General features: G+C 60.9%; 14 protein-coding genes and 2 pseudogenes. 3 read left to right on the top strand and 13 right to left on the bottom strand.

Annotated elements, in window-relative coordinates; genetic code table 11:
• Window positions 1–88 precede the first annotated feature (88 nt).
• The 6 genes and pseudogenes from BLV45_RS28200 to BLV45_RS08620 form a co-directional block, all read right to left on the bottom strand.
• Window positions 89–265: an H-NS family nucleoid-associated regulatory protein gene (locus tag BLV45_RS28200; protein WP_407670997.1), complete on the bottom strand. Its 177-nt coding sequence runs from the start codon at window positions 263–265 to the stop codon at window positions 89–91.
• A gap of 116 nt (window positions 266–381) precedes the next feature.
• On the bottom strand, window positions 382–510 hold the full coding sequence (locus tag BLV45_RS28055) for a hypothetical protein (protein WP_281246307.1): 129 nt from the start codon (window positions 508–510) through the stop codon (window positions 382–384).
• 161 nt (window positions 511–671) lie between these two features.
• Window positions 672–1034: a hypothetical protein gene (locus BLV45_RS08635; RefSeq protein WP_090531812.1), complete on the bottom strand. Its 363-nt coding sequence runs from the start codon at window positions 1032–1034 to the stop codon at window positions 672–674.
• A 608-nt stretch (window positions 1035–1642) separates the two neighbouring features.
• Window positions 1643–2605, bottom strand: coding sequence for a SphA family protein (locus tag BLV45_RS08630; protein ID WP_090531809.1), 963 nt, complete (start codon window positions 2603–2605; stop codon window positions 1643–1645).
• A 412-nt stretch (window positions 2606–3017) separates the two neighbouring features.
• Window positions 3018–3330 (bottom strand): annotated as a pseudogene (locus BLV45_RS08625) (SDR family NAD(P)-dependent oxidoreductase); the annotation flags it as partial.
• Between the two features lie 122 nt (window positions 3331–3452).
• Window positions 3453–3734 carry a hypothetical protein gene (locus tag BLV45_RS08620; RefSeq protein ID WP_143130398.1) on the bottom strand — a complete coding sequence of 94 codons (282 nt, stop codon included), beginning with the start codon at window positions 3732–3734 and terminating at the stop codon, window positions 3453–3455.
• Between the two features lie 159 nt (window positions 3735–3893).
• On the opposite strand from BLV45_RS08620, the gene BLV45_RS27455 reads away from it, so the two are divergent.
• Window positions 3894–4031, top strand: a complete 138-nt coding sequence (locus tag BLV45_RS27455; RefSeq protein ID WP_176954106.1) for a hypothetical protein — start codon at window positions 3894–3896, stop codon at window positions 4029–4031.
• Between the two features lie 82 nt (window positions 4032–4113).
• On the opposite strand, the gene phaP is transcribed toward BLV45_RS27455, so the two are convergent.
• From phaP to BLV45_RS26970, 5 genes are all read right to left on the bottom strand, one after another.
• Window positions 4114–4674: a TIGR01841 family phasin gene (gene phaP, locus BLV45_RS08615; protein WP_090531806.1), complete on the bottom strand. Its 561-nt coding sequence runs from the start codon at window positions 4672–4674 to the stop codon at window positions 4114–4116.
• A gap of 149 nt (window positions 4675–4823) precedes the next feature.
• Window positions 4824–5012: a hypothetical protein gene (locus tag BLV45_RS08610; protein ID WP_090532820.1), complete on the bottom strand. Its 189-nt coding sequence runs from the start codon at window positions 5010–5012 to the stop codon at window positions 4824–4826.
• 74 nt (window positions 5013–5086) lie between these two features.
• Window positions 5087–5569: a GreA/GreB family elongation factor gene (locus BLV45_RS08605; RefSeq protein ID WP_245753166.1), complete on the bottom strand. Its 483-nt coding sequence runs from the start codon at window positions 5567–5569 to the stop codon at window positions 5087–5089.
• Between the two features lie 156 nt (window positions 5570–5725).
• Window positions 5726–6106, bottom strand: coding sequence for a hypothetical protein (locus tag BLV45_RS08600; protein WP_090531804.1), 381 nt, complete (start codon window positions 6104–6106; stop codon window positions 5726–5728).
• 217 nt (window positions 6107–6323) lie between these two features.
• A complete protein-coding gene (locus BLV45_RS26970) occupies window positions 6324–6731 on the bottom strand; it encodes a hypothetical protein (RefSeq protein ID WP_143130397.1) in 408 nt (135 codons plus the stop codon).
• Window positions 6732–7003: 272 nt separating this feature from the next.
• On the opposite strand from BLV45_RS26970, the gene ybaL reads away from it, so the two are divergent.
• The gene (gene ybaL / locus BLV45_RS08590; RefSeq protein ID WP_090531800.1) at window positions 7004–8722 is read left to right on the top strand and encodes a YbaL family putative K(+) efflux transporter; all 1719 of its coding nucleotides are present in this window, start codon (window positions 7004–7006) and stop codon (window positions 8720–8722) included.
• 1336 nt (window positions 8723–10058) lie between these two features.
• On the opposite strand, the gene BLV45_RS08580 is transcribed toward ybaL, so the two are convergent.
• Window positions 10059–11294, bottom strand: coding sequence for an FAD-binding oxidoreductase (locus BLV45_RS08580; RefSeq protein WP_245753165.1), 1236 nt, complete (start codon window positions 11292–11294; stop codon window positions 10059–10061).
• 299 nt (window positions 11295–11593) lie between these two features.
• On the opposite strand from BLV45_RS08580, the gene BLV45_RS08575 reads away from it, so the two are divergent.
• Window positions 11594–12571, top strand: a complete 978-nt coding sequence (locus BLV45_RS08575) for a LysR substrate-binding domain-containing protein (RefSeq protein ID WP_090531796.1) — start codon at window positions 11594–11596, stop codon at window positions 12569–12571.
• Here the strand turns inward: BLV45_RS08575 and BLV45_RS08570 are convergent.
• A pseudogene (locus BLV45_RS08570) lies at window positions 12543–12842 on the bottom strand (IS6 family transposase); the annotation flags it as partial. The gene BLV45_RS08575 and the pseudogene BLV45_RS08570 overlap by 29 nt on opposite strands.
• Window positions 12843–12851: the final 9 nt, after the last annotated feature.

Raw genomic sequence — 12851 nt, 5'->3', positions numbered from 1 at the left:
ATTGGGTCGTCTTCGTGGTTGCCGCACGCAACGCGACGGTTCTACAGTTCGAGACGCAGCTTCTTCCTGGCCTGGGTAATGATGTGGGTCAGGTACTTCTTGCGACGAGGAATTCGAGTGAATTTTTTCCAGCGAGCCAGGCGGGCCGTTTGCCCCATCCCGTCCAGGTTTGTCCGGTAGCGGGATTTCTATAGCGCGGTGGCGCAGGCGGTCGCCCACGCCGTCGGGGTACGAGTTCCTGGGCGGAAATGTCGTATTCGCGCATGAGTTCGCAGATCCGTCTGATCGCTGCGGCCCGTTCGACGGCCCTGGCACGCTGAATCCGCTCGTCGAGGACAGCGAGTTTCGCCCTCAGTTCAAGATACGTACTCTCACGCATGCTCAATTCAGATTTTTGGCAAGCTGTTGACGCAGACACTGCGCCATCTGCTCCAGAACTTCGGGTAACGGAACCTGCGCGCCAAGCGGCCCCATGACCGAATAACCGGAGCCCGCATCGCCGTCGAGCACGATGACCGCAGCGCACCGCACATGAGTGGCCTGGAGGACGTGATTGCATGCGGCCTCAAGCAAGCCCCCTGATTAACCTTCCGGTACAACATCGACCTCAACGCTCTCGGTCATCGTTATCGTTTCCTCGGACGCTCACCTGGTTGTTGCCGCGCTTGCGACTAATGCCATCGTTGACCTACCAGTTGATTCAGGCAAGTCTGATAGATTTCCCGCACTGCATCCGAACGAAAGTCCAGGCGTAAGTTTTCGCAAAACATCCCGGCTGCGGTTTTGGAACCAAACCCGCTTGCGGACGCGAGTGCAACGCGCTTCGCAATATCCAGCGCCTGACTCGCCAGGTGCACGCGCTGCATCAGGTCGGCGCCGCCCCCGTTCGAAGAGAGCCACAGCTTGGTGGATTCAACGACGTGCTCTACAGAAAGCCACTCACCGGTCATCTCGCGTGTCAGCAGATGCGATGCGACCAGATAGGCAAGCAGTTCCGCGCGGGCACGCAAATCCAGATCCAGCGGCCGGCTCATCGTGGTAATCCGGTTGACGTAGCTTGTGTTCACGCGTCAATTGTAGAAGAGTCCGGATGGGGAGCCAAGTCATGGACGCTCCCATCGACTGGGAGACTTGAAGATTCGATTGCCAATTCGCAGGAACAATCCGTGACCGTCTACCAAACCTTCAGTGATTCCGTGGTGAACGACCGCTGCTGCCCTTAAGACCGGCCGTTCGCTGCCAGCAGCAAGTCGAGCTTTCAAAGCTTGCCATTTCTTCGAAAAATTCCAACAATGCTCCGGCAGGACCAGAAAGCGACGACACCCCAAAATAGTGGAGGTAATGTGCATGCACGGTTATGCTTTGACCCGGCGAGTGTTCGCCAGCCTTGCAATCGCCTCGGCTGTGGCTGTGGCAAGTATGCCGAGCACGGCCCTGGCACAAGCGCAAACGCCGGCCGTCGCGAAGCCCGGAAGCGGAAATCCTGAACGGCAAGTGGAAGTTTCCCGAGGCGAGGCCTGCGAGTTGAGCAACTACCATGAGGTGTGCCTCGGATGGGCTGGACTGTACGCCTAAGCAAAGGCGCCGGCCAGCTCCGGCTTGAGACGTCCAGCAACATGTCGGGCTGAGGCGTCTGAAGACATCAGAAAGCCACGGTTGCCATTGCCATCACTGTCGACGTGCTCGAAAGCCGGTTCTTGCTACTCACGGTCGGAACCCAGCGCAAGCTCATGCTGAGCGGCGTCTTGTTGATCTTGGTGTCATAGGTCAGGATCGGGCCGATCGCCCAGTCGTAGCCCCGAAAGCCATTGAGCTTGTCCGCAGTTGGGCCGCTGTCATCACCGATCTGCTGGACCGTGCCGACGATCAGGCCCACGCCCACCCCATTGCCAAAGCGCTTCAGCGCCATCATATCCAGCGTGAACAGCGGGGCATTCTGATAATCAGTCGCGGAATTGCGGGTGTATAACTGCACGCCGCCGGTGACGTCGAATTCCATCCCGATCGACGGCACAAGCTTGGTGTAGGAAATCGTAGGAATGAACGTCCAGTTGTTCAGGCTGACGTTGGCGATGTTGCCCGGATCGTACTTGCCGGTCGGAGCCCAGATATTGACGCTAAAGGATATGTGCTCGGTCTTTGAGAAATGATAGCCGGCAATCAGCGGCGTGAATGTTAGGTCGAACAGACCAGACGCATCCTGCTTGACGCTTTCCGTCCGATTACCGATTCCAAGCGCTGCGCTGACGCTCGTCCAGGCATACGGGAGGGTGACGCTTGACGCGAAGTTCCAAGGCCCGGCGCCGGTATCCCAGACCTTCAGCAAGGTTGCCAGCGTGAACGAGACCTGCCCGTCGAGTCCAAGCGTAGTTTTCCCGCCGATGGGTACCGAGTGTCCCGCGCTGATTGAGCCGTCATAGTAGATCTCGGCCAGATTCACGAACCATCCCGGTTCCGGCGGAACGACGCCCGCATCGGGCGTCACACCCGTACCGGAAATGGGTCGACCCGATGCGCCTTCGGTGCCGTGTGCAGCGAACGGCAATCCCAGCGTCGATACGAGAATGGAAGTGCCAACGATTCGCTTGAGCACGGTCAGCACCATGGTCAGGTTGTGGGGGTACGGCACCTCAGAAAAACTTCACGCCCTTGCGCTGCGGCCTAAGCCGCACCGATGATCGTAGGCCTTACCGAGGGCGATTGCCAGCTTTTCGTCGGGATTTTGAAAAATACGTAAGCAGCCGGAGAAGGGCATTTAAAACCGTCTTTGCCGCAACTCGGCTTTCACAATGGAAATGCAAGCGAAAGCGGGCTTGAACGATGGGAGACACCCCGAACGGCCGACTCGCGCCGCCAGGTACGATCGCGTTGAGATCCTATCGCCGACACGGAGCAGCTTATACGCTCTAAACACGATCGGCCGCTTCCCTAATTGCATCGGAGTCGAAACGCCATGTACTCACCAATCGATCCTTACGCGCACGGCCATCTCGACACCGGCGACGACCATCAGGTGTGTTGACCTTGTCGGGTTTCCTGAGCGTCATGTCCCGCGTGATGCCGGCGTTGTTCACAAGGATGTCGATCGCGCCGGCCTCCTGCTGGAGTTTCGCCGCACCTTGCTGGCAGGAGTCGTGGTCGGCTGCATCCACCGCGTACGCACGAAAAGTGCGCCCCATGCGTTTGCATGCTGCGCAGCCACGCCGTCACGCCGGCATTGGCCGGCGAGTGGGTGACGACCAGGTCATACCCCGCGTCGTGCAGTTTTGTGCTGATGGCTTCTCCGAGACCGCCCATGCCGCCCGTGACTACCGCAATGCGTTTTGTCATGCTGTCCGTCCTCGATCATCGGTTCATTGGTTAAAGCCCGGCGGCCGGGCGCATGCGACCGGCTACCCGCCTGTCTGCCAGGGACGCAGCCTCCCGAACAGGAGACCGCGTCCCGCGTTCGTTCAACGATGCAGGTTGTTCCCTTGCGGATGTTGCGTGACGAGCCGGTCGCGTCTGCGTGGCGTACCCAGTGCGCCCGGTCGTTCCAGCAGCGCGTGGGCCTGTCGCTCCAGAGTGGGCGACAGGCGTTCGGCCAGCAGGGCTTCGACCCGTGCGCGCCAGTAGTCAGGCGACGTAACAGGCATCACCTGCCTGTTACGGTTGTCCTGAAGTACGTGATCGAGGAATGCAATCATCGCGCGGATGTGCTCCAGTTCCTGCTCGGCGTGATCGTAAGTGCTCATGGTCCCGTAGCCCGATTCGGTTTGTCGTTGTGTGCCTGTGCTGTTTGTGCTCGCCGTGCCGAGCGTCAGCACCGGGACCTGTGCCGCCCGCGGGCACGATCCAGCTGCCGCAGCAATCGTGCACGCCGGTGTTCACGCCGGTAGTGACCGGCCACGAAAATGACTGCAATGATCAGTACCGCCGAACCCATCACCATGGTGACCCAGCTTTCGTTCATCATCGCCTCCTTCAAGCAGAAAAGACCGGCCTTCCATGCCGGATACCGGTTGCGTCACCGGGTGCCTCGCCCGACCTGATATGCACCGGCAGGCTGGTTTCATGGAAAGGATTCCTGCATAAATGACCGCCATCCATCCGGTGGGATATCAGGTGCCGTGACTAGCGCTTTGTGGCCCGGTTCTGCTGCGCGGTCGCGCGCTGTGTGGCGCTCGATGCCATGGCGGCGGCCGCTTCGAGGTTGCTTCGTGTGAACTCGACCGCGTGCTCGCCGCTTTTCTGCAGCGTTTCATACAGCGCATTGGTGGCGGTGATCGCCTGATTCAGGGCCGCCGCCGCGGGCCCGGTTCCGGCCAGTGCGCTTTTCGCGACGTCCTCGGCCAGCGCCCGTGCCTGCCGGAGCTGTGCATCCCACTCTGCGTGCGCGCACCGCACCAGGTTGGCCTGGGTGACAGCGACGATATCGAACACCTGCTGGCTCCAGGCCTGCACTTTCTCTGCGGTGGGTGCAGCCAGGCCGTCTTTCAGGGCGATCCATTGCTGCGGCTCGCTCACGGAAACCGCTTTCTGTGCCGCGTCGTGGATATCGGCCAGCTGCGATCGCGCAGCCTGCATGTTCAGGGCAGCCAGTTTTTCGACACCCTCGACGATCGTGCGGGTCACGCCAAAGAACATGTCGACGTTGGATTTTCGGGCCGCAGCAAGCTGTTCCGGGAATTGCATGATGACACTCCTGTAGAGGTGCAATCCGGCATGGACGCCGCGTCATCGATCGGCGTGGCGTGTCATGCGGTGTGATCGCGTGAACGGACCGGCGACGCGAATTGCATGGGGTAATCGCATCACCAGCGGGCAAGAAAAGGGGGCGCGGTTCAGCGTCGTTGCGCGACGGCCTGCAGCACGGCATCGCCATCGCGGGTGAGCCGGTAACCGGGAGCGAGCTGCCCGGGGGCGACCAGCTCGCGTTCCAGCAGGGTATTGAGTTCTGCGCGGGCGAGATCGATCTGGTCCGGCGCGGCCTTGACCAGCATCAGGGTGGCAAATTCATGGGGACTCAACATCTCGGTCTCTCCGGTTATCTGGATCATCTTCGTCGGAAAAATATCGCGGTCGCACCGCACATACCGGCACGTCCTCAGTCTGAAGGTGCAGGATCCGAATCTGGCTTGCTACTTCCCGTCATGCGCTGGCTCTCCGGCTGCAGCAGGATTTCACCGACGACGTAGTGGATCGGCACACCGCTCGGCGGCCGGCATACCACGGTCTGGCCGCGCCGCGCACCGAGCAGCACGATCCCCGCGGGCGACAGCACGGACAGACGTCCTCGCAGGTAGTCCGCTTCATCCGGATAGACCAGCGTCCACTGATGTGCATCCGCACCGTCGACCGTTGTGCATTCGACAGTCGTGTTCATCGTGACGACGTCCGGTGGAATCTCGGCGGAGTCGACGACCACGGCTGATGATTCAAGTGCTTCCACCCACGCGCGTTGCTGAGCCGACACCGTTGGCAGGAGCGCATATGCCCTGAGGCGATCCATGTCGGATTCCGACAGGATCGGCGGGACTTCGATATGTGCTTTCACCGTCATGGGTGAAGAGATTCTGGCAAACGACATGTGTGTCTCCAACAGGAATACGGGTTACAGATGTCCGCGTAATGGCTGTCATTCCATGTGTCCAGCCACGGATCATCGAAAAAGATGAGGCGGTCCATCACGCCGGCATCCTGATATCGTCGGCATAACGAAATTACTCTGTTATCAGATACGGCATCAGGACTGCCGCGTGCGACCGTCCAGACGACTGGCGCTGCGTGCAGCGTTTTTCAGCTGATGATCGACCCAGATCTTTCCCCATCGGGTCGCATAACGCAGGGCCTGCCTCGCGTCGTAGAAGTAGTCCAGCGCGCGAAAATGACGTGATGGAAATCCTGGCCGCCCGATCACCAGATCAGCCGCATACAGCTCGCTATTCGTCGGCCTGGCACAGGCATCCAGACGATAGCCTTCGTGATCGGCACACCAGTTCAGCAGGTCAGTGCGTCCCGTCCGCAAAATGATGACCTGTCCATCAGCAGACCGACCCGTGACAGGAATAGCAGGCGTCGCGCCAGGTTGCAGCGGCTCGTTTGAACGATTCGTTTGCGTTCCCATGGTTTTCCCCTGTTACTCGCATAGCCCCTCGTGGCGTTTCCGACACGCGGCAAACAGCCGCGCATCCGCAGCGCGAAGGAGATGCAGTGGAATGCGTCATACACCCACGCATGTGCGTGCAGCACGTCCGGTCACGGGCGTCCTTGAGGCGCGACCGTGGAGGGTCGTGGGCGGCCAGCTGAGGTTGGAAGCCCGGTCTTCGCTGTCCCGTGCGGTGTTATGCGAAGAGCCGGGCAAAAAGAAGTGCCGGCTTGCCCGCAGGACCACTGCGGCTCCGGGTGCGTCTCGCCGTCGCCGTTTTCCCGCGCGAGCAGATGCCCCTTCCGGTCTGGCCAGGAAGAGGAAAGGACGCGAGGAAAGGGTTCGGGATGAAGGACACGGCTATGGTTTCAAAGGGATTGGGTGCCTGAACGATCAGGAATGCAGACAGCCCCATTAAAGCCGGTTTGTTATAAAATTGCAAGCTTATTGAAAGATTAAACGAATCCGTGAAAGGGGGATTGCGGCCTCCCTGATCAAGCTGGATCCCATACAGCACGGGCTGAAACGGTGCTTGACAAGGCTCCCGCATGCAACGAACTTGCTGTACTTTTTTACATTGTTGTAAGGTTTGGGTGTCGGGCATTTCACGACTGAATGTCGGTTGGCGTGCCAGACGTCATCGCAGATCGGGTTGAGAGGGTTTCATCCGCGCGGCGCAAGCTGCATCAGCAGGTTCTCGTCGAGGTGCTGCCGCTGTCTCTGGGCAATGACCGCCCTGTTTCTACATACACCGTGTTTCACAGCGTGATTGCGGCCACTGCCGGACTGAGGCTGCTGGCGTCAATAGCGCTGGTTCTCATGCGAGCGGTCCCGGATCTCCCGCCGTTCTACCGATGACCCTCCAAGGAAAGCCGAATGGACCATAACATCTCTGTGATCACGACGATTGCCTCCGGCTTCTCTGTCGCGTTGATCCTTGGATTTATTGCCGAGCGAATCAAAATACCGGCGCTGGTCGGCTATCTGGTTGCCGGCATCATCATCGGTCCGGCCACACCGGGTTTCGTGGCTGATGCCCATATCGCCTCCCAGTTGTCGGAAATCGGCGTCATGCTCCTGATGTTTGGCGTGGGTCTGCATTTCTCGATCAATGATCTTCTGGCGGTCAGACGCATCGCGGTACCCGGCGCAGTGGTGCAGATGGCCATGGCGACCGTGCTGGGGATGCTGGTGTCCATGTGGTGGGGATGGAACTGGGCCAGTGGACTGATCTTCGGGCTGTCGCTGTCCTGCGCCAGTACCGTGGTTTTGCTCAAGGCGATGGAGACCCGGGGCGTACTCGACACCATGAACGGGCGAATCGCGGTGGGCTGGCTCGTCGTCGAGGATCTGGCCACCGTGCTGGTTCTGGTCCTGCTGCCACCGCTCGCTGATGTGCTGGGCGGCTCCGTTGCCGAACCGGCGGCAAAACCCCTGTGGGTGACGATCGGCAAAACGCTGCTGCAGGTGGGGGCCTTCATTGCCCTGATGCTGATCGCAGGTCGCCGTATGCTGCCCTGGCTGTTGTGGCACGTATCGCGCACCGGCTCGCGAGAACTGTTCACCCTGTCGGTCGTCGCGTGTGCCATCGGAATTGCCTACGGCGCGTCCGAACTGTTCGGGGTGTCATTTGCCCTCGGCGCATTCTTCGCCGGCATGGTCATGCGCGGGTCGGAGTTCAGCCACCGTGCTGCCCAGGAATCCTTGCCGTTGCGCGATGCGTTCTCGGTTCTGTTCTTTGTGTCGGTGGGCATGCTGTTCGTGCCCGCCATCCTGGTGGAACAGCCGCTGCACGTCCTTGGCGTCGTCGCCATCATCATCCTCGGCAAGTCTGTTGCCGCATTCGCGCTCGTCCTGGCTTTTCGATACCCGCTCAACACGGCATTGACGGTATCGGCCAGCCTGGCCCAGATCGGCGAGTTCTCGTTCATCCTGGCGGGCCTTGGGCTTGCACTCGGGTTGCTGCCCCCTGAAGGGATGAGTCTGGTGCTTGCCGGCGCGCTGATCTCAATTGCACTGAATCCGCTGGTGTTTGGGATTATCGAGCCAGTAAGACGCTGGACACTTCGATGTTCCGGGCTGGCCCGCCGTCTGGAGCAACGGGGCGACCCCTATGCCGAGCTGCCGATGAGCACCGAGCGCAAGTATCTGGAAGGACAGGTCGTGCTGGTCGGGTATGGCAGCGTGGGTCGTCGCATCGCCACTGCACTCGATATGCACGGAATTCCCTATGTGGTGGCCGAACAGAACCGCGAGATGGTCGAGACCCTGCGCAAAAAGGGCATTGCCGCCGTGTCCGGGGACGCGGCAGATTCCACTGTGCTGATTCAGGCGCACATCGCCGATGCAGCCATGCTGGTGATCGCAATGCCCGACTCGCGCAATGTCCCCCAGATGGCCGGAACGGCGCGCGCGCTCAATCCCGACATCGAGGTTGTCCTGCGCACGTACAGCGAGGACGAGTCGCAGATGCTACGCAAAGAGGGTATCGGGACCGTGTTCCTTGAGGAGGAAGAGCTGGCGAGAGGCATGACGGCGCATGTCATTGAACGCTTTGCGCCACGGTCTGACAGCGCGAAGCGCTCTCACGCCTGAAGACATCCCGGGCGAACGCCCCGACGTGAGCGTAGGGAGTCGGGTGTGCGCTTGCCTTATTCGGATAACCAGGTTTTAATGAAACTGTAAGCTTTCCTGGCTCCTCCCGGAGCCGTCCTTCTTTCGGGGACCATCGCCGTGTTTTTCGTTTTGTCGTGTTCCTTCAGGCAAGTTTCCTTCTCCGGCGCCGCCGTGGAGTGGACGGCTGCGCGCGGGAATACGGAAATGGCAAAACGCATCCGGAGCCGCATCTGTCCTGCGGACAAATCCGCACTTCTTTCTGCCCGGCGCTCCGCCTGAGTACCCAACGGTAGTCAGGCGGAAGCCGGGCCAGGCCTTCCAGGCGCCCCACGACCAGTAAGCAGCAGCGAATCCGTGAGGAAATCGCTGTGTGATCGCGCTTGTGCGTGATCACCGGTTGGGGGTCAATCTCGACACGAGCCCGATACGCTGTTCTGAGGCACGGCGTTCTGCCGCGTTTGCAGCGCGCGTGGCGGGCTACATATGGCTGGTTCAATTACGTCATGAAAACGCACACACACTACCTGCCCATGGTCTTCGAGGACGATAGGGATCGCTTTCTTGCTCACCTGCTTGCGAGGACGGAGGCAGCGTTTTGTCCAGCAGTTCGTTCCAGGAGTCAGATAGTCCGCGTCGAGTACTTTCGCGGTTATTGCCTGACCGCAAGCGCGGAGAGAACAGATACGGGTCTTTACCCGGCCAGTCTTCTCGCTGAACGGCCCGGCAGCCACGCCCGTGTTTTCCACGCGCTGGACTATTTCCACGACGCAGGTCAGGCCGTGTTGTACGCGGCAGAGTGGGGACGACGTTGGGTGGGCGGCAATGAGTGACTCACGCCGTGCGCAGCGCCGGGAATCGTGTGATGCAGTTCCTGGGCAGATCACATCCTGAGACTCGCCAGTTCATCGAAGCTCAAACTGGTCGTCACCGGATATCGACAAACGGGTGTCCTCACAAGTAGCGTGAGTCGGCGTGTTTCGGCCAACGGAGGGCGACATGGACGACAGTTATTATTGGGTGTTGTTGATCTTCCTGACGCTGGTACTTCTGTTCGGCCTGGGTTCAGCCCTCTCCGATCTCGTTAACAATGAGCGTGAGATTGTCCGGCCTTTGGCGCGACCGCTGCCGAAGGCCGGCCCTCGCGCGCCTCCGATGACGGCACGTGTTCAGCGAATGCGCGGAGCGTCGGATCGGGCCGGTCGGGGCCGGGCTCGATCAGATATTGACCCCAGAATCAGACAGCGAAGGAAGGGGAAGTGTCCGGTCGCATGATGCGTGTGGCGCTTCGCCGCGATGCGTGCGGGCAAGCGCGGCGCTAGACAGTGGCATCAGGTCGGATATTCTGGTTCAGCCGGAACAGATTGGTCGGGTCATATGTGTTCTTGAGTGCGGTCAGGCGAAGGTGGTTTTCGCCGTAGGCTGCCCGGACACGGTCCTCACCCTCGTCGCCGAGGTTGTTCACGTAGACACCTCCGGTCGAGAAGGGCTTGATCGCATTCCACACTTCGCGTGCCCACTGGATCGCGGCGTCGTCGTCAGAGGGATCGTCCCAGATCGAAATGGGAAAGCAGTCATAGTTCGCATCGCGGTTGGCATAGGGCGTGGCGGACGCAGGAACACGTGCGATGGCACCTCCGACATGCTGCAACACGAGGAGTGACGCAATGGTCGGCGTATGCGCATAGGCGCCGAGCAGGGTGTCGATTGCGGCGTCGCCGAGGTCCCGGAGAAACTGGGCCTTCCAGTAATACCGGCGTCCCCGCGGGAAGAGGCTGTCACCACGTGACTGGAGCTGAAGGTAAGGAACCATTGCCAGCTCGCGCTCTACCGGTGTGCCATGTTCCAGCAGTGGCTGGACGGCGCGCTCACCCGCCTCGACCTCACCGCAGTAGCAAGCCGAGATGCTGAACATGCGTTCGCCGGACGGCGCCGTTACGAACGCCGCGTCTACGCTCAGTTCATCCGGTGCGTTGGCGGAAAAGCGGTAATAGAACCGCATCGCGTCGCGTGCGCGTTCATAGGGGTGAAGCACCGAGCACACCCGAATCATCGGTCCCACCGGGTGAAGCCGGTATTCGAATGCGGTAACAATGCCGAAGTTGCCGCCACCGCCCCGCAATCCCCAGAACAGGTCGGCATTTTCGTCAGCGCTCGCCCTGAGCAAGCGGCCGTCCGCCAGCACGATCTCCGCGGCAAGGAGGTTGTCACAGGCCAGACCATGTTTTCGCCCGAGCTTGCCGAAGCCGCCGCCCAGCGTCAGCCCGGCGATGCCGGTGTCGCTGTTGACCCCCATCGTCGTAGCCAGTCCATGGGCCTGCGTGGCGGCATCGAACTCGCCCAGGCTCAGACCGGCCTCGGCGCGGGCAACGCGACGCACCGGGTCCACGGCAATGCGCTTCATGCGCGACAGGTCGATCACGATCGCGTCGTCGCAAACCGACAGACCTGCTACGTTGTGGCCGCCACTACGGACTGCCACAAGATGGTTCGCGGATCGGGCGAATGTCACGGCCTCGATGACATCGTCTGCATCGGCACAAAAGACGATCATCGCTGGCCGCCGGTCAATGGCGCCGTTCCAGACCTTGCGTGCCGCGTCGTATCCAGGATCGCCCGGGAGGACGACATCGCCGCGCAGTTTGCGCCGAAGCAGGTCGACACCTGATATCGGCCGGGCGCGTTCACCGCTGGGGCCATTGCCGGATTGATGCGTCTACATCGACTTGCCTCCACTTATTCCGACAGGGGAGCGGTCAGCCCCGTCCCTTTGGGAATATCGTGTCACACGCGCCTGTCGCATGGCAAAATCAAAGAATTCAGCTGCCAGATGAGGAAAGCTCATCTACCTCAATGAGAAAGCTGCCGCCCCTGCGATCTCTCCAGGCCTTTGAGGCTGCTGCCCGGCTTGGCAGTTTCAAGGCTGCCGCCGTGGAACTCAACGTGACGCCCACGGCCATCAGCCATCAGATCCGGTTGCTGGAGGAAACGTGCGGTCACGGCCTGTTTCAGCGGCATCCGCGGCCTCTGGTACTCACGAGCGCGGGGGCCAGGTTGTACCCAGCGTTGCGCAATGGTTTCGATGCGCTCGTGAGCGCGGTAGCCCTGGTCGCCCAGCCGCCGCTGCGTGTGACGAGCCCCAACGCGTTTGCGAGCCGATGGCTGGTTCCGCGCCTGCCAGAATGGCGGGATCGATACCCCGACATCCCGCTGGAAATCATCGGCACCGATGCGATCGTTGACCTGCGATCGGGCGATGCCGACGTGGCGATCCGGTATGCGCGAACCATGCCAGCCGGGTTTGTCGCACAGGAGATTTGTCGCGACGCGTTTTTCCCGGTCTGCAGTCCGGCGTTGCTTGCGAAGGACGGCCGCGCGATCGAGCGTGCATCGGATCTGCTGCGATTTCCCCTGATTCATTTCGACTGGATGAACCGCGATCCGCAGGCTCCGACCTGGCAACAATGGCTCGCGACCGCGGGCATGATCGACCCGGGTCTGACGGTAACCGAAAAGGCGTGGGCACTTAGCTTTCGGGAGGAACTGCACGCCATCGACGCCGTGGTCGCGGGGCAGGGGATCGCAATCTGCAGCGACGTCGTGGTGAGCCAGGAGTTGAAGTGTGGAACGCTCGTCAAGGCGCATCCGTTGTCGCTGCCAGGATACGGCTTTTACGTTGTCTCGATGAGCCATCATCCGCGGCAGGCGGTCATCGAGGCCTTTGCGGTCTGGGCAGCGCAGCAGTCAATCCGGCTTCAACTTGTCGAGACTGAGGCGCAAAGACGGCAGGGAGCCGCAGCCTTCAGACCGCATCGGACGGATTCCGGGTGACTTCAGTGATGTTGTGCCACGAGACGAATCGCGTCGCGAGGTGTTTGCGATAAAGATAAAGTGAAGCGCGCAGCAGATGCCGCTTGAGCGTGAAATGTCGGCGGATGGGCCCGAAGCAGGAGAGCAATTGCCGGGCGCGTTTCGGGGCGCGTTTCGGAGCGCGAAAGCCGCGCATGCGACGCTCGCGCTCCCCGGCCGGTTGATGACTGTGCCCGGCGCGGTGGTTCAGCCGGGCAGCCGCTTTGACAAACACGTGCGTCACGTATAACAACCCGACAGT

The sequence above is a fragment of the Paraburkholderia sartisoli genome, from assembly GCF_900107685.1.
Classification (GTDB): Bacteria; Pseudomonadota; Gammaproteobacteria; order Burkholderiales; family Burkholderiaceae; genus Paraburkholderia; species Paraburkholderia sartisoli.
This window is presented reverse-complemented; position numbering and strand designations above follow the sequence as displayed.